Source organism: Bradyrhizobium sp. USDA 4501 (assembly GCF_054062115.1).
In genome coordinates this window covers 7,845,086-7,861,461 of record NZ_JBSSEX010000001.1, presented here as the reverse complement: position 1 = coordinate 7,861,461, position 16,376 = coordinate 7,845,086, and the positions used below count along the sequence as shown (strand labels likewise).

The 16,376-nt window shown below is 63.1% G+C and carries 14 protein-coding genes and 1 pseudogene; 6 read left to right on the top strand and 9 right to left on the bottom strand.

What is annotated here, in order from left to right:
• Window positions 1-62 precede the first annotated feature (62 nt).
• Both ACVWZM_RS36365 and ACVWZM_RS36360 read right to left on the bottom strand, forming a co-directional pair.
• Window positions 63-1,092: pseudogene (locus ACVWZM_RS36365) on the bottom strand (IS110 family RNA-guided transposase).
• 167 nt (window positions 1,093-1,259) lie between these two features.
• A complete protein-coding gene (locus ACVWZM_RS36360) occupies window positions 1,260-2,000 on the bottom strand; it encodes a bestrophin-like domain (RefSeq protein WP_456814541.1) in 741 nt (246 codons plus the stop codon).
• A 160-nt stretch (window positions 2,001-2,160) separates the two neighbouring features.
• Between ACVWZM_RS36360 and ACVWZM_RS36355 the strand changes: the two genes are divergently transcribed.
• Entirely contained in the window at window positions 2,161-3,105 is a 945-nt protein-coding gene (locus tag ACVWZM_RS36355; protein WP_456814542.1) for an ornithine cyclodeaminase family protein, read from the top strand.
• A gap of 119 nt (window positions 3,106-3,224) precedes the next feature.
• Here ACVWZM_RS36355 and coaA read toward each other — a convergent pair whose 3' ends face one another.
• The 5 genes from coaA to ACVWZM_RS36330 form a co-directional block, all read right to left on the bottom strand.
• On the bottom strand, window positions 3,225-4,157 hold the full coding sequence (gene coaA / locus ACVWZM_RS36350; protein WP_076831663.1) for a type I pantothenate kinase: 933 nt from the start codon (window positions 4,155-4,157) through the stop codon (window positions 3,225-3,227).
• A gap of 224 nt (window positions 4,158-4,381) precedes the next feature.
• The gene (locus tag ACVWZM_RS36345; protein ID WP_456855794.1) at window positions 4,382-6,640 is read right to left on the bottom strand and encodes a xanthine dehydrogenase family protein molybdopterin-binding subunit; all 2,259 of its coding nucleotides are present in this window, start codon (window positions 6,638-6,640) and stop codon (window positions 4,382-4,384) included.
• Complete coding sequence (locus tag ACVWZM_RS36340) at window positions 6,637-7,119, bottom strand: (2Fe-2S)-binding protein (protein ID WP_456855793.1); 483 nt, start codon at window positions 7,117-7,119, stop codon at window positions 6,637-6,639. Before ACVWZM_RS36340 ends, ACVWZM_RS36345 begins: the two co-directional genes overlap by 4 nt.
• Window positions 7,120-7,123: 4 nt before the next feature.
• Window positions 7,124-7,984 carry an FAD binding domain-containing protein gene (locus ACVWZM_RS36335; RefSeq protein ID WP_456856827.1) on the bottom strand — a complete coding sequence of 287 codons (861 nt, stop codon included), beginning with the start codon at window positions 7,982-7,984 and terminating at the stop codon, window positions 7,124-7,126.
• 250 nt (window positions 7,985-8,234) lie between these two features.
• Entirely contained in the window at window positions 8,235-8,693 is a 459-nt protein-coding gene (locus ACVWZM_RS36330) for a hypothetical protein (RefSeq protein WP_456855792.1), read from the bottom strand.
• Window positions 8,694-9,025: 332 nt separating this feature from the next.
• On the opposite strand from ACVWZM_RS36330, the gene ACVWZM_RS36325 reads away from it, so the two are divergent.
• A complete protein-coding gene (locus tag ACVWZM_RS36325; RefSeq protein ID WP_456855791.1) occupies window positions 9,026-10,636 on the top strand; it encodes an ABC transporter substrate-binding protein in 1,611 nt (536 codons plus the stop codon).
• Between the two features lie 665 nt (window positions 10,637-11,301).
• Here ACVWZM_RS36325 and ACVWZM_RS36320 read toward each other — a convergent pair.
• Complete coding sequence (locus ACVWZM_RS36320; RefSeq protein ID WP_456855790.1) at window positions 11,302-12,864, bottom strand: winged helix-turn-helix domain-containing protein; 1,563 nt, start codon at window positions 12,862-12,864, stop codon at window positions 11,302-11,304.
• A 138-nt stretch (window positions 12,865-13,002) separates the two neighbouring features.
• Here ACVWZM_RS36320 and ACVWZM_RS36315 point away from each other — a divergent pair, with 138 nt between their 5' ends.
• Window positions 13,003-13,236, top strand: coding sequence for a DUF1127 domain-containing protein (locus ACVWZM_RS36315; protein WP_076831674.1), 234 nt, complete (start codon window positions 13,003-13,005; stop codon window positions 13,234-13,236).
• 261 nt (window positions 13,237-13,497) lie between these two features.
• Window positions 13,498-14,511 carry an alpha/beta fold hydrolase gene (locus ACVWZM_RS36310; protein ID WP_456855789.1) on the top strand — a complete coding sequence of 338 codons (1,014 nt, stop codon included), beginning with the start codon at window positions 13,498-13,500 and terminating at the stop codon, window positions 14,509-14,511.
• Here the strand turns inward: ACVWZM_RS36310 and ACVWZM_RS36305 are convergent.
• A complete protein-coding gene (locus tag ACVWZM_RS36305) occupies window positions 14,503-15,633 on the bottom strand; it encodes an IS630 family transposase (RefSeq protein ID WP_076829362.1) in 1,131 nt (376 codons plus the stop codon). The genes ACVWZM_RS36310 and ACVWZM_RS36305 overlap by 9 nt on opposite strands.
• A gap of 39 nt (window positions 15,634-15,672) precedes the next feature.
• Between ACVWZM_RS36305 and ACVWZM_RS36300 the strand changes: the two genes are divergently transcribed.
• Both ACVWZM_RS36300 and ACVWZM_RS36295 read left to right on the top strand, forming a co-directional pair.
• Window positions 15,673-15,954 carry a LexA family protein gene (locus ACVWZM_RS36300; RefSeq protein ID WP_076829365.1) on the top strand — a complete coding sequence of 94 codons (282 nt, stop codon included), beginning with the start codon at window positions 15,673-15,675 and terminating at the stop codon, window positions 15,952-15,954.
• Between the two features lie 24 nt (window positions 15,955-15,978).
• The gene (locus tag ACVWZM_RS36295) at window positions 15,979-16,356 is read left to right on the top strand and encodes an alpha/beta fold hydrolase (protein WP_456855788.1); all 378 of its coding nucleotides are present in this window, start codon (window positions 15,979-15,981) and stop codon (window positions 16,354-16,356) included.
• Window positions 16,357-16,376: the final 20 nt, after the last annotated feature.

The following is a 16,376-nucleotide window of genomic DNA, read 5'->3' as shown; positions in this document are numbered from 1 at the left end:
AGGGACTTCGCTCGGGGAGAGCCTGGTGTCGTGGCCCGCCCGGAACCGATTGCTGCTCCTGGCTAGATGGCCTTGGTCATCGGGTTGAACGGTTTGGTGTCGGCGAGCATGCGATGCAGGATCACGGCGAGCTTGCGAGCCAGCGCTACCTTGGCCTTGCGCATGCCTGCGCGCCGGGCGATCCGCATCGCCCAGCTCTTCAATGCCGAGCAATTCTTGACCGGCTTGGTCAGCATGACGTGAGCTGCCTGGTAGAGTGCCTCGCGCACGGAGGCATCCCCGATCTTGCTGATGCGGCCGGTGTAGTCGGTCTCACCGGACTGGTACTTCTTCGGGGTGAGCCCAAAGTGGGCTCCCGTGGCCTTCGAGGAGCGGAAGCGCTTCGGGTCGTCGATCGCCGCGGCATAGGTGAGCGCCACGATCGGACCAACGGACGGCGTTGTCATCAGGAGCTTGGCGGATGGATGCGTCCTGGCGAGCTTCTGGGTGTGCTTGTCCAGGCTCTTGAACTCCCGCAGCAGCACCGCATGGGCTTGGAGCAGCGCCGCCGCGACCAACTCCAGTCCGGGATGGCCGGTCACGAGCTCGCGGATGCGTCCGGCGAACGTGCGCTCGGTGGTCGCACTGACCTTCAGGCCAAAACCGCGAAGTATGCCGCGCAGGCTGTTCTCGACATCGCGAAGCTTGGATTGCAGCAGCTTGCGCGCCGTCAGGATGGCGCGGGTCTCCTGCGCCGCGACCGACTTGCAGTGCACCGGCCGGAACCAGCCGAGCCGCATCAACTGCGCGATCCGGCGGGCATCGTTGCGGTCCGTCTTCACCGGCATCGACTTGAAGGCTTCGCGAACGTGCCGCGTTTCCAGCAGCTCGACCGCAAGCCCTGCGTCTCGCAGACCCGCATACAGCCATTGCGACAAGGGGCCTGCCTCCAGCCCGATCCGTTCCAGTACCAGACCCAGCGACCGGAACCAGGCGATCAGCGCCGCCGGCTCGCTCGCAACCTTCGTCTCGCGCAAAATCTTGCCTGTCCCATCGACAAGGCAAACGCTCGAGCATTCCAAAGACACGTCAAATTCCTGCATAGTGGTACATGGTCGTCCCTTAATGATGCTTGGAGCGGGCTTGCCCGACTCCGTTGAACACCATCAGTTTGAGGGACGACCGCCTTCCAACCAACAGGAAGCTCGCGAGCGCGCTTCCAAATTGCGCCGTAGCGAGCGGGCGGCCGGCCCGTTACCCCATCTACAACACCGAATGTGCTACCGCCTGATTTCCTCGACCGCGCGCACCAGCGGGCGGTCGGAGAGCTGGATCGGGCCGGAGAACGGCGTGCTCATTTCGAGGATCAGATAGATCGCGGCCGAGATCAACGCCGCGGCGGCGACAGTGGTCGAGATCACCACTGCGTTGCGCGGCGCGCGAAAGCCGAGGGTGGCGAACATCAGCGTCAGCCACCCGACCAGGATGCAGATCAGCGGCGACGGAAACGAGCCGTCGGACTGCTCGACAAAGGTCCAGCGCTGCTGCACTGCCTGCCGATAGACCGAGCGCGCGTCGTTCCACAGCGCCACCTTCTGCTCGTCGTCGAACCGCAGTTCGCGGAGACTGGTGCCGACCTCGTCGAGCAGGCGCTCCGACACCGCGCTTGCCCTTGAGATCGGAACATCCTTGAGCACTTGCTCGACATAGGCGAGCAGCCGCTTGCGCGGCTCGTCGGCGCTCGGCCCGAGTGGCCGCAGGCTGCGATCGAGCAGGATGATGTCGGTGGCGAAGACATGCAGATTGCGGTCGACCGCCACATAGGTGTTGGCGGCGCTGTTCATCATCAGGCCGAGCAGCAGCGACGGCATGGTGACGAACAGCGTCGCGACCAGGCGTACCGAGGTATTGGTTTCGTCGCTGCGGTGATGATCGGCGAGCCGGGCATGGATCGCCATGGTCGCAAGCGCGGCGCCGCCGAGCAGGATGAAGATCAGGACGGCGACGACGAATGCAACCACGGCTTGCGAAAACCTGCGAGAGAATCAGGTCCGCAGGATAGCAAGGGACGACCGGCGGTGCATGTCCGGTTGACTAGCCGTCCCCACGCGCTATCCAGTCCGCACAGGTTTGGGGGGACGCCCGGCGAGAGCGCGAGGGGCGCTCCAGAGGAGATACCACGTGCATATCGTCGACGACAGCGAGGTCAACCGCGTCCTGAGCTTTCCGGTCCTGATCGAGGCGATCGAGGCCGCGCACCGGCGGCCGAAGATCGCGGTCCACGACGGTTATCTCGGCGACGACAAGGGCCAGCAGTTGGTGACGCGCAGCGCGGTCGATGCCGGCCGCTTCATGATGACCAAGCTCTACACCAGCTTTCCCGGCAACCTCGCCCACGGCAAGCTGCCGGCGGTGCAGGCGGTCTGCGTGCTGTTCGACGGCAATGACGGGCGTCCGCTCGCGGTGATGGACGCCGCCGAGATCACCCATTGGAAGACCGCCGCGGACTCCGCCCTTGGCGCAAAACACCTGGCGCGGCCGGATGCCGAGACGCTGCTGGTGGTCGGCGCCGGCGAGATGGCGCGCTGGCTGGTGCGCGGCCACCGCACCGTGCGGCCGCAGCTGAAACGGGTGCGGGTCTGGAACCGGACGGTGGAACGCGCCCAAGAGCTCGCCGCGCTACTGGAAGGCGACGGCATCGCGGCCGAGGCCGTCACCGATCTCGACGCCGCGACACGCGAGGCCGACATCATCACCACCTGCACCCGCTCGCGCGAGCCGCTGGTCAAGGGCGCCAATTTAAGGCCCGGCACCCATCTCGATCTGGTCGGCGGCTTCACCCCGGAGACCCGCGAGTCCGACGACGAGGCGGCGCGGCGTTCGCGCATCTTCGTCGACCGCCGCGAATCCGCCTTCGACGGCGTCGGCGACATCCTGCAACCGATCGCGAGCGGCGCGATCACCGAGAGCGACGTGCTCGGCGACCACTACGACCTCGCCGGCGGCAAGGTCGCCGGGCGGCTGTCGGATAGCGACATCACCTTCTTCAAGAACGCCGGCGGCGGGCATCTGGATCTGATGACCTGCGAGACGGTGCTTGCGCAGCTGGGGAAGGAGCTGCGGTAAGCGGAACTGCTCTGTAGCCCGCATGAGCCAACGGGTCGCACGAATGCGCGCCCGATGACGGGCTCCGCAACAGCGGGATCAGCCTCCCCCGGATATCGCTTCGCTCATCCGGGCTACATCTACGTCTCGCGCAGCCAGACCTCGCCGATCGAGTGATCGGCGCGCTTGCGCAGCACGACGTCGGCCCGCGTCCGCGTCGGCAAGATGTTCTCCCTGAGATTGGCGCGATGATGCTCGCGCCACAGCCGCTCCGCGACCTCGCGCGCGTCACCCGGCGGCAGGTCCCTGTAGTGGTGGAAATAGGAGGCGGGATTCCGGAACGCTGTCGGCTGCAACCTGAGGAAGCGTTCGACATACCAGGACTGGATGTCGGCCTCATCGGCATCGAGATAGATCGAGAAGTCGAAGAAATCCGACACCACCACCGGCGCCGTGCCGCGCGCCAGCAGCACGTTGAGGCCCTCGAAGACCAGGATGTCCGGCTGCTGGATGACCTGGCGTTCCGACGGCACGATATCGCCGATCAGATGCGAATAGACCGGCAACTCGAGCTCGCGTTCGCCCGCCTTCGCCGCCGCGAGAAATCGCAGCATGCGCGGCAGGTCGTAGCTCTCGGGAAAACCCTTGCGCCGCATCAGCCCGCGCTCTTCGAGAACGCCGTTGGCATGCAGGAAGCCGTCGGTCGTCACCAGCTCGACCCGCGGATGATCGGCCCAGCGGGCCAGCAGCGCACATAGCACGCGGGCAAAGGTGCTCTTGCCGACGCCGACGCTGCCGGCCAATGCAACGATGTAGGGCGAACGGCGTGCCGGGCGGCCGAGAAACTCCGCCTTGACGTGCGCGAGGTTGCGCGCCGCCGCGAAATGCAGGTTCAACAAGCGCGTCAGCGGCAGATACACGTCGCTGACTTCGGCGGAATTGATCGGCTCGTTCAAGCCGCGCAACGCCGCGAGATCGGCGTCCGAGAGCGTCAGCGACGTGCTTGCGCGCAAGGCCGCCCAATCGCTGCGGCCGAAGATCATGTAGGCGGACAGCTCGTCGGGGTGGGTCATCTCAGCCGTTCACGGTGAGCCTGATGCGTCCGATCGATCTTGCCGAGGCAATGCCGGTTACGTCAATCGCCCTTTGCGGCGGCGATGGCAACGAGTAGCCCGCATGAGCGCAGCGACATGCGGGGCCGGTCTCCCCCGGATATCGCTTCGCTCATCCGGGCTACGCGGCGACCGTAGTAGAACCGTAGGGCGGGTTTGCGTTGGCGTAACCCGCCCTACGCTCCCTACTCCGCGGCCTGCTGCGTCGGTGCGTCCAGCGCCTCCGACACCTTCGGCGGCGACATCGGCAGGCTGTAGAAGCGTTTGCCGAGCGCGTTGTGGACGGCGTTGGCGACCGCGGCCATCACAGGCACCAGCGGCACCTCGCCGACGCCCTTGACGCCCTGCGGATGCTTCGGGTTCGGCACCTCGACCAGCGCGCAGTCGAGCATCGGCAGGTCGGAGCAGACCGGCATGCGATAATCGAGGAAGCCCGGATTATCGACCTTGCCGTCCTTGTTGTAGATGTATTCCTCGTTCAGCGCCCAGCCGATGCCCTGCGCGACGCCGCCCTGCAGCTGGCCCTCGACATAGCTCGGATGCACGGCGCGGCCGACATCCTGCACGGCGGTGTAGCGAATGACGCGGACGATGCCGAGATCGACATCGACCTCGACGTCGCAGATATGGGTGCCGAAGCCGCCCTCGGCGCCCTGGGTGTTGAGCTGCACGCTGGCGCCGATCGGACCGCCCTGCGACGGCGCCTTCTCGGCGAGGTCGGCGAGCGTCAGCGGCTCGAACTGGCCGGCATTCGGGCTCACCGGATGCGCGGCGCCGTTCTCCCACTTCACGGCTTCAGGGTCGATCTCCCAGACCTTCGCCGCGCGCTCGCGCAAGGTCGCGATCACCTTGTCGGCGGCCTGCGTCACCACCATCGAGGAGGCGAACAGCACGCGGCTGCCGCCGGTGAGGTTGGAGAATCCGACCGTCTGGGTGTCGCCGATGATGACGGAGACGCGCTTGTAGTCGATGCCGAGCAACTCGGCGCAGATATTGGCGATGCCGGCGCGCGAGCCGCCGATATCGGGGTGCCCTGTCGTGACGACGACGTTGCCGTCCTCGGTGATGTTGACCTGCGCGGAGGATTCACCGCCGGCATTGAACCAGAAGCCGGAAGCGACGCCCCTGCCCTGCAGCTTGCCGAGCGGCGCGGCATAATGCGGATGGTTCCTGGCGGCTTCCAGCGTCTCGATATAGCCGATGCGTGGGAACACCGGGCCGTGCGCCGCCTTGGTGCCTTCCTTCGCCGCGTTCTTCAGCCGCAGCGCCAAGGGGTCCATCTTGAGCGCCTCGGCAAGCTCGTCGAGCACGCATTCCACCGCATAGGCGCCGATCGGCGCGCCGGGCGCGCGATAGGCCGCGACCTTGGAGCGGTTGGAGCAGACGTCGAACCCCTCCGACAGCACATGCGGGATGTCGTAGGGCGCGAAGCTGCACCCGACCGCACCGCGGATCGGCGAACCCGGGAAGGCGCCGGCCTGCAGATAGAAGCTGCCATGGGCGGCGACGATGGTGCCGTCCTTCTTCGCGCCGATCTTCACCGTGCTCTTCGAGCCCGAGGTCGGCCCGGTGGCGCGCATCACCTCCTCGCGGGTCATCACCATCTTCACCGGGCGGCCGGATTTTTTGGCGAGCAGGGTGGCGAGCGGCTCGAGATAGACGATGGTCTTGCCGCCAAAACCGCCGCCGATCTCGGCGGGGATGGCGCGGATGTCGCTCTGCGGGATGCCGGTCAGCATCGAGGTCATCGCGCGCACCATGAATTGGCCCTGGCTCGACGACCAGATCGTGGTCTTGCCGTCGGCCGCAACCGAGATCAGGCAGGCATGCGGCTCGATATAGCCCTGATGCACCGGGCGTGTGGTGAAGGAACGCTCGATGATGACTTCAGCATCCTTGAAGCCCTGCGCGATGTCGCCCTTCTTGGATTCGAGGCGGCCCATGATGTTCGAGGGCTTGCCGTCGAATTTGTTGAACTCGTGCAGGATCGGCGCATCCGCCTTCAGCGCGTCGTCGATCTCGATCGCCCAGGGCAGCACCTCGTAGTCGACCTCGATCAGCTTGCAGGCTTCGGCCGCGATCGCCTCCGTGGTCGCGGCGACGGCGGCGACGGGATGGCCGGGGAACAGCGCCTTGTCACGCGCCATCACGTTGCGGCACATCCAGCGCATGTCCTGGATGCCGAGCATGACGGCGCCCTTCTCGATCGTGAAGTCGACGATGTCGCGCGAGGTGACCACCGCCTTGACGCCGGGCAGCGCCTCGGCCTTGGCGGTGTTGATCGACCTGATTCGGGCGTGCGGATGCGGGCTGCGCAGCACCTTGCCCCAGATCATGCCGGGCATGGTGGTGTCGGCGGCAAACGCCGCGCGGCCGGTCACCTTGTCGACGCCATCGGGCCTGATGGTGCGCTGGCCGATCCATTTGTTGTTGACGACGTTCATGGGCGCATCTCCCGCATTTCGGCAGCGGTCTCCATCACCGCGCGGACGATCTTGTCGTAACCGGTGCACCGGCAGAGATTGCCGGCGAGCCAGAAGCGGACTTCCTCTTCGGTCGGGTTTGAATTTTTGGCGAGCAGCGCCTCGGAGGCGACCAGCATGCCCGAGGTGCAGATGCCGCACTGAAGCGCGGCGTGCTCGAGGAACTTCTGCTGCAACGGATGCAGCTTCTCGCCTCTGGCCATGCCCTCGATGGTCCCGATCTCGTGGCCCTCGGCCTCGGCCGCGAGCATCAGGCAGGAGCAGACCAGGCGGCCGTCGAGCGTGATCGAGCAGGCGCCGCAATCGCCGGACGCGCAGCCCTCCTTCGAGCCGGTGAGCCCCAATTGCCCGCGCAGCGCGTCGAGCATGGTCTCGTACGGCTCGCACAGGAATTCGACCGGCTCGCCATTGACTGAGGTGGTGACGTGCAGTTTCGCCATGGTGCTAGTGTCCTCCCGCGCGCTGTGCGGCGATCGCGGCGGTGCGCTTGAGCAGCACGCCGGCGGTTTTGGTTCGGTAGGCGATGGTGCCGCGCTTGTCGTCGATCGGACGGCAGGCGGCGCGGCATGCGGCAGCGGCGGCTTCGAGCGCGGCATCGTCGAGCTTCGAGCCGATCAGCGCCTGCGCCGCAGGCTCAACCAGCAGCGCGGTCGGTGCCACTGCACCGAGGCCGACGCGGGCCGCGGTGCAGACGCCGTCCTTCAAGGTCAGGCTGACGCCGATGCCGACCACCGCGATGTCCATCTCGGTGCGCGGGATCATCCGCAGATACGCATCGCCCGAGCCTTTCGGCCGCGGCGGCAAGGTGAAGCTGACGAGGATCTCGCCCGGCTTGAGGTTGGTACGGCCAGGTCCGGCCGGCACATCCTCAACCTTCATGTCCCGCCGGCCGTTCGGACCCTGCACGGTGACGACGGCACCCGCCGCAATCATCGCCGGCACGCTGTCGCCCGCTGGCGAGCCGTTGCAGAGATTGCCGCCGGCGGAGGCGCGGCCTTGCACCTGCTTGGAGCCGATCAGGTTCACGGCCTCGAGCACGCCGGGCCACACCTTGCCGAAGCGCGCGTGCTCGGCGAGCTCCATGCCGGAGACGGCCGCACCCACGCGGAAACCGCCATCGGCGGTTTCGCTAATTTCGGTCATCTCGCCGATCTTCTTGATGTCGACGATCAGTCCCGGCCGCACCAGGCCGGAGCGCATTTGCACCAATAAGTCGGTGCCCCCTGCCATAATGCGGGCGGCACTCCCGGCGGCAGCAAATGCGCCAATCGCTTCGTCAAGCGTGCGCGGTGCTACGTATCGGATATCGGTCATGACGGTTCTTTCGGTCTCCCTCGACTGCTTGTTCCCTTAGGATTTGCGGGATGTGGCCTTATCGCTGGCCGGCAGACCGCAAGCCTACACGGCGGATCGGGGTCCGAACAGCCTGCGAGGTGCGGTGGAAAGCGCAGGCTCCTATGCAGGATGCGGACTTGTGCGGTGCCGGCGGCGGCGCGCGGCCTTTGCTTTGGGGCGCGCTCGCGACCCGCCGCGACGAGGCCGCCAACCAGATCGGTCAGGCCTGACCGCGTTTGCCGGAGCCGATCCCAAGCATCGAGAACATCCCGATGACGAGCAGCGCCGCCGGAATGCACCACCACAACACATAGCCGAACATGTATTCGAAGATCGTGCGCCGGTAAGGGGGAAGCGGATTGGGCAGCGCGCCGGCACGCTGCATCTGCTCGATCTTCTCCTGCGAGAGCTCGTGGTAAACGTTGAGCGGGCGGCCGTTGAGGTCTTTGCCGGAGCCCTTGACCATCAGGGCATAGTAGCCCGTCATCTTGTAGGGCAGGATGAAGGAGTGCGTGAGGCTCACATAGCCTAGCGCGAGGGCTTCGCCCTTGGGACCCTTCTCGGTCAGGTCCTGCAGCTGCTGGTAGCTGTATCGCGTGCCGAACTCCGCGGCGCGTACGTCCTGACCGGACACCGCCACGCCGACGAACATGAGAAGAACGAGCAGACCGCGGCGCATGGCGTCTTGCCTCTCAACGTCTTGCCTCTCAAAGGGACGCGGCGGTTCGACCGCCGAACATTCATCAAACAAGCTACCGGAAAGGTGTCCAACCCCGGCTAACCCAGGCGATACAAGTGTCAGCAGCCGGTTAAGTCCTCCTCAACCTCGTCGGCACGTGCTGAGCGCGGCGAAGCCCGGAACCAACGCCTGCTCGGGGACGTGCTCAAGCAGTGAGCGCACACGGCTGCGCAACCTCGCAACCGGACCAAACGCGATGGCGCGGCTCTTGCTTGCTTTCAACATCGGATTGGTGAAGCATGCCGGCGCAATGACAGATCGGGAGACGGCGAATGGTCGAATTCTCGCGCAGAACGCTCCTCAAGCTTGCGGCAGGCGTGCCGCCGGCCATCGCAGCGCCTGCCATCCTGTCATCACGCGCCTTTGCCGCGGGCAAGGGCAAGACCATCACCGCAGTGATGCATTCGGACCTGCGCATCATCGATCCCGGTTTCACCACCGCCTACATCACCCGCGACCATGGCTACATGGTCTACGACACGCTGCTCGGCATCGATTCAAGCTTCAAGGTCCGCCCGCAAATGGCGGACTGGACGATCTCGGACGACAAGCTCACCTACACCTTCACGCTGCGCGACGGCCTGAAATGGCATGACGGCGCGCCCGTCACCGCGGAGGACTGCATCGCCTCGCTGAAGCGCTGGACCGCCGTCGACGGCATGGCGCAGAAGCTGGCCGAATTCACCGCTTCCCTCGAGGCGAGCGGGCCGAAGACGATCGTGCTCAAGCTCAAGGAGCCGTACGGCCTCGTGCTGGAGTCGCTGGCAAAGCCTTCCTCCTATGTCGCCTTCATGATGCCGAAGCGGCTCGCGGAGACGGCGCCGGGCAAGCAGATCGCCGAGCAGATCGGTTGCGGGCCGTTTAAATTCATACAGGCGGAATTCCAGCCGGGCGTGAAGGCCGTCTATGAGCGCAACGCCGACTACGTGCCGCGCAAGGACAAGCCGGATTGGCTGTCGGGCGGCAAGGTCGCGAAGGTCGATCGCGTCGAATGGGTCACGATGCCCGACGCGCAGACCGCGATCAACGCGCTGCAATCCGGCGAGATCGACTTCCTGGAACAGCCGTCGGTCGACCTGCTGCCGGTGCTCGAGGCGAACTCCGACCTCACCGTGGCCGTGCTGAACAAGTTCGGCTTCCAGATCGAGGGCCGGATGAATTTCCTGCACCCGCCATTCGACAACGCCAAGGTCCGCCGCGCCGCATTCCTGGCGATGAACCAGAAGGACGTGCTCGACGCCACCGTCGGCAACGCGAAATATTACGAGATCTGCGGCTCCTATTTCGCCTGCGACACGCCGCTCGCCAGCGACGCCGGCGCCGAGACGCTGATCAAGGGCAACGGCATGGCCGAGGCGAAGAAGGCGCTGGCCGCCTCGGGCTACGACGGCACGCCCGTCGTGATCATGATCCCCGGCGACGTGCAGACGCTGAAAGGGCCGCCGACGGTCGCGGCGCAGCTGTTGCGCGCGGCCGGCTTCAACGTCGACGCGCAGGTGACGGACTGGCAGACCGTGGTGAGCCGCCGCGCCAGCCAGAAGCCGCCCAAGGAAGGCGGCTGGAACCTGTTCTTCACCTTCACCGGCGCGACCGAGGTGATGAACCCGATCGTCAACAACCAGATCGCCGCGAACGGCAAGCGGGCCTGGTTCGGCTGGCCCGAAGACGCCAAGCTCGAGCAGATGCGCGACGCCTATGCGCGCGCCACCTCCCCTGAAGAGCAGAAGAAGGTCGCGGTCGAGATTCAAAAGCAAGCCTACGAGCAGGTGATCTATATCCCGCTCGGCCAGTTCCGCTTGCCGAGCGCCTGGCGCAAATCGCTCACCGGCGTGCTGGAAGGCCCGGCGCCGCCGGTGTTCTGGAACGTCGACAAGACCGAATAAGCAATCGGCTTGTCCGCAGACCCCCTTCGCCCCCAAGCGACCGCCGCAGCTGCGCGCGGCCAAAATATCGAAAACAACCCCATGCAAAGGAGCTGGCGGCTGCCGGCGTTCGCAAGGCAACTTGACACGTCGGGCAACTCAGGGATACATTTCCAATATTCCGAAATCGCGCAAACGCCTCTTGCATGTGCGTCGTCGTCTTATCCTCGTTCAGCGCGCGCTCCCACACGCGAAAGGATAGCTCGTCCTATTCCAGTCCGTTTTCTCGAAGCAGCCTTGCAGTAGACATGCAGAAGAATAGCCACAAGGCGATCGAGATGAGACTACGATGCACCGACTTTGCTCCCGACTGGTATCAAAGTGACAGCCGTTATGCAGCAACTGTCGACAACGAACTCCGTTGTCGACTACAGGAGCTCGAAAGCAACTAGGAATTGAGTTTCCGTTCGCTTGGTGGGTAGTTCGATTGTCCAGCCAACCAACGCAGACGTGCCGAAGGCCAGCTCAGATGTCGGCTTCTGTCATCGTTCCTGACCTCCGGGCCATCGCGGAGATGTCCGGATACGAGAGTACAACTGATACCGGCCCCGAAGGCCCAGATGTCGCACTTTGACCCCAAAGCCGACGTAGGGCAGTAAAGCACCGAAGTCGGCCCGAAGCGCTCATCACCCTTCCGGCACGCCAGCGAGGCGCCAGCCTTCACACAAGCGCTGCAGCCCGGCAAGGTAAATTGGATTGTCGCTTTGTTGAGCTGCGAGCAAGCGACGAATGGTGAAACCTGAGTTGAGCGCAAGTCCCGTTCTCGCAGCAGTTCGCGCCTCATCGAGCGCGCCGGTCAAGGCCAAGGCAGCGGCGAGCGATATATGAGCGAGATGAAAGTTACGGTTCGCCTCGGTGCTTCGTCGCAGCCAACTGACGGCTTCGACGTCTGAACCAAGCAGCAGCTTGGCGACGCCCGCAAAACACGCCCACTGGTAAGCGAAAACGTCGCGAGGAGAGAGCCGTAAAGCTTCGAGTATATGGCCTTCGGTCTCGGTAGCGCGACCTATGTAGGATTTGGCGAAACCAAGGGCAGCATGAGCGTGGACCAAATTCGGAGCCAGCGCCAACGCATGTTCGAACTCACGGATGCCTTGGGCGGCCCGGTTCGTAAAGGTCTGGACCCAACCCCGAGCCATGTGGGCTGAGGCACTGTTCGGCCTAATCGACAATACCTTGTTCATCATCGCCTCGGCCGCCGCAAGCCGCGCGGGCCCATCATCCGTCGTAAAGCTACCTCCAACTACCGTATCAACATTTGCCAGACCAATCATTGCTTCGACGTTGCCGGGATCGAACTCCAGCGAGCGTTCGAAGAAGCCCCGCGCTTGCGTCACGCATTCAAGGCTAATCCCCTTCATGAACCAGGCCCGGCCCTGGAAGTACAAGTCCATCGCATCGGGATGCAGCGTACGCTCGGCTCGTCGCGCCTCAGCCTCGATGAGCTGGGCACCTAATGCACCGGCGAGCCTCGACACGATTTCGTCCTGCATATCGAACAGGTCGACGACAGGCTTCTCGAAGCGATCGGCCCAAAGATGCTGGCCGCTCCTGGCATCGATCAGCTGAACATTCATCCGAAGTCGCTTGCCGCTGCGTTGCACTGAGCCTTCGAGCACGTAGCGAACATTCAATTCGCGGCCGACTTGGCGGACATCGACAGCTCTGCCCTTGTATGAGAGGGCGCTGTTCTGTGCCATTACGAATGAACCACCGATGCGCGACAGGTCCGTGGTCAGACTCTCGGTTATACCGTCCGCGAAATAGTCCTGCTCACGATCACCGCTCAGGTTCGCGAAGGGTAGCACGACGATGGATAGGCGCGGCGGCGCTTCGCCGGTTCGCTCAATTGGGCCAATCGTCTCATTTGCGGGCCTCCGGTCTTCCTTCACTGCGCCAACGAAGCGGAAACCTTTGCGCGGCAATGTTTTGATCAAGTGCTGTTTCTCGCCCGTGTCGCCGATTGCGCTCCGGGCGGCGTTCAGGCGAGTCGTTAGCGCGGCATCCGAGACGACGCGACCCTTCCAAACGGCGCCGACGAGGTCGTCTTTGCTGACGACGCGCTCCCTGTTCCGGATCAGGTATTCAATCAGGTCGAATACTTGGGGTGCGACAACGACCTCTTCCGTTGCGCGCTGCAGTTCGCGCCTGTCGGTATCCAATGCGTAATCCTCAAAAAGAAAACGCAAGCTGCATTCCCTCTCGCGGCCACCTCTGAAACCCCAAGAATAAGCTGCCCGTAAGGGAAATGTAAGCCAACTGTTAAGCGCGCCAGGGGATGTGCCCGCAATCTCGCTTGGCAGAAATAGACCAACCTGGACATTCCAATGAGCACCATCCACGGAACCAGTGAGTTTGGACCAGCAACGGCAAGGCGGCAGTTTTACAGTCCCCTCGAGGCATATTGGAATGCATTTCGTGAGTGGCGCAAACGCGAGAGGCTGCGTGCTGCGCTGGACGATCTGAGCGACAGAGAGTTGATGGATATCGGGATTGCACGGGGCGAACTCGACTACGTCGCCCGATCGGCGCTCTCAGCCGATCCGCGTTTCACATTATAGCTGCCCTAGTTTGGCCGGACGGGGCGATGCTGCCTTAGATCTGCCGGGGAAAGTCAATGAAGTCGGCTTTTGGCCCCTAAGCTGACGGTCTGCATGACCACCGGGAAGGTCGGCTCTTCGAGAGTAACCGGAAGTCCCTTGGCTCGGCCGCCGTGGACGGCTTTTGACCCACAGCCGATATGGGACCTAGCCCGACGCCAACCCAATATGCTTTGATGCCGAAATCACCAATCTGGGAGCAAGTCCTTGACGGGCGAACGGATGGAACGACGGCTGGCGGCCGTGCTGGCGGCGGATGTTGCTGGGTACAGCCGCCTGATGGGAATTGACGAGGAAGGGACGCTCGCCGGCTTAAAGACCGTCAGAAAAGTGATCGTTGATCCGTCTATAGCTTCTCACCGAGGCCGTATCGTCAAGACGACCGGCGACGGTATGTTGGTTGAGTTTGGCAGCTCAGTCGATGCGATCCGCAGTGCAGTTGAAATCCAACGTAGCATGGCTGAGCATAATCCTAATGGGCCACAGGATCGGCGTATCGAATTTCGTATAGGCATCCACGTTGGTGACATCATATTCGATGACAACGACATTTTCGGGGACGGTGTAAACATCGCCGCGCGATTGGAAGGTATTTGTGACCCTGGTGGAATTTGCGTATCAGCTGTCGTCTATGATCAGGTGGATCGCAAGATCGATGTCTCTTTTGCGTCGCGGGGTCTGCAAAAACTGAAAAATATTGAGCGACCGGTGGACATCTATTTTGCCGTACTTAACGAGGCGGTCGACGCTAGTCGGAGCGTCCCCTCGGCCCAGCAGGTACAATATTGTAGATCAATTGACGGTGTGCGACTGGCTTACTCGCGAGTTGGGACCGGGCCGCCTTTGGTAAAAACCGCAAACTGGCTTAGCCATCTGGAGCTCGATTGGGAATTGCCAATTTACCGCCACATGCTGGTAGAGCTTGCGAGGCGAAACACTCTTGTTCGTTACGACGCACGAGGAAGCGGCTTGTCCGATTGGGACGTAAGTGAAATGTCGCTTGATGCTTGGGTGATTGATCTAAAAGCTGTTGTTGATGCGTCCGGGTTGGAACGTTTTCCACTCTTCGGCTATTCACAAGGCTGCGCGGTCAGTGTGGCTTTCGCAAACCGCTACCCAAACCGTGTATCAAAGTTGATCCTCTATGGAGGTTTCGCTACCGGACGCTGCAAGCGGCCATCCGTGACCGAAGCAGACCTCGATCGCTACAATGCCACTAGTAGCTCGTCACAGTGATTTTGACTCTTTGGGTATGCCTGGATAGGCGCGCCCCAGTTTGGTGCGAGCTTTGTCCGTTGTGAACATCCAGTTGATACGGGCGCGAGTTTTGTTTCGCTGCCGCTCCCATGCTGCGATCTCGTTTCTAAGGCGTTTTGGATCGTCGATCCGGCGGCCGAGACACTGCCCTTGGAGCACGCCGATCTCGATCTCGACCATATTGAGCCAACTGGCGTGTTTCGGGGTGTAGTGGAACTCGAGGCGGCGCAGGATGCGGCGGGCCTCGGCGGGGGCAAAGGCCTGGTAGAGGGCGCCGGGGGCATGGATCGACAGATTGTCCTGCACGACACGGATGCAGGCGGCCTTGGGGTAATGGACATCGACGAGTTCGCGCATGCAGTGAGCATAATCCACGGCGGTGCGCCGTTCGGTGACTTTGACGTTACGCCAGGCCCGATGCGGATCGAGGGCGACAAAGAGATTGACGGTGCCGTTGCGGCGGTACTCGTAATCGTAACGCTCGCGCTTTCCCGGCTCGGGTGGGATCGGCTGGCGCACTTCGCCGATGAGCTGGACGGGGGTTTCGTCGAAGCAGACCAGCGGCCGCTCGGGATCAGGCGCTTCAGCGTAGAGATCGAGCACATCTTCCATGCGGGCGACGTATTCGCCATCGACATGGGGAATGCACCACATGTCCCTGCGCCACGGCTTGAGGTCATTATCGGCCAGCCGGCGGCGCACGGTCTCGCCCGACAGGCTGTCATGATCGGTGAGCTTGACCATCACGTCGGCCAGCAGCGCCAGCGTCCAGCGCCTCCGGCCAGCGGGCGGCTTGGCGCATGCGGTCGCCACCAGCAGGGCTTCCTCCTTGCCGGTCAGCTTGCGCTCCGCACCGGGACGCGGCTCCTCACTCAAGGCCCGATCGAGATTGCCTTCCACCAAGCGGCGTTTGGTCCGATAGACGGTGGAGGCGCTTACTCTGACGGTCCGGACAATCTCCTCGTCGCGGCTGCCGATGTCGGCCGCCAGCAAAATCTGGGCCCGCTTGAGTTTGCGAGCGGCATGCTTGCCGCCGCTCAGCATCGCCGTCAGTTCCTCTCGCTCGGCTTGGCTCAATTCAACCCGGTACCGTACATTCATCGTTCGCCTCCCTGTCGGAGGCTCCGGACGAATCGATCCATGAGTCAAAAATCAGGCGCACGCTTTACCGAGAAGCAGGGCCATTATCTGGCTTTCATCTATACCTACTCGCACATGTTCGGACGGCCCCCCGCCGAAGCCGACATGCAGCGTCACTTCGGTGTTAGCCCGCCCTCAGTCCATCAGATGATCGTCACGCTCGAACGTAACGGCCTCATTCGCCGTCGAGCCGATATCCCCAGAAGCATCGAAATCCTCGTGCCGCCAGAGAACTTGCCGATCCTAAGCTGGCTCGGTATCAAACCGTCAAAATCACTGTGACGAGCCACTAGAACGTTAATACGAGTGGGTTGGAATTCAGATGAGCCAACTTTCAGACAATTGCTGACATCACAGCTCGCTCCGACAGCGACCGTTGAACAGGCAGCCGCCTTCAACATCATGCAGCGAAAATCTACCTCGCCAGAGAACGCTGTTCGCTACTACGAGACAGTGAGCAATTTCGACATTACTGAGCTATTGCCCGAAGTTTCTGTACCCACGCTCGTCTTACATGCCCGAGAAGAAATTATGCAGCCCATAGAAGAAAGCCGCCGCCTAGCCGCAGCTATTCCTGGTTCGAGGTTTGTATCTCTCCCTGGCAAAAATCACGTACTGTTGGAAAACGATCCCGGAATGGCCCAATTTCTCGAGGAGGTAAGGCAATTTTTAGAAATGGGGTGAATGCGAGCACTTCCGGTTTT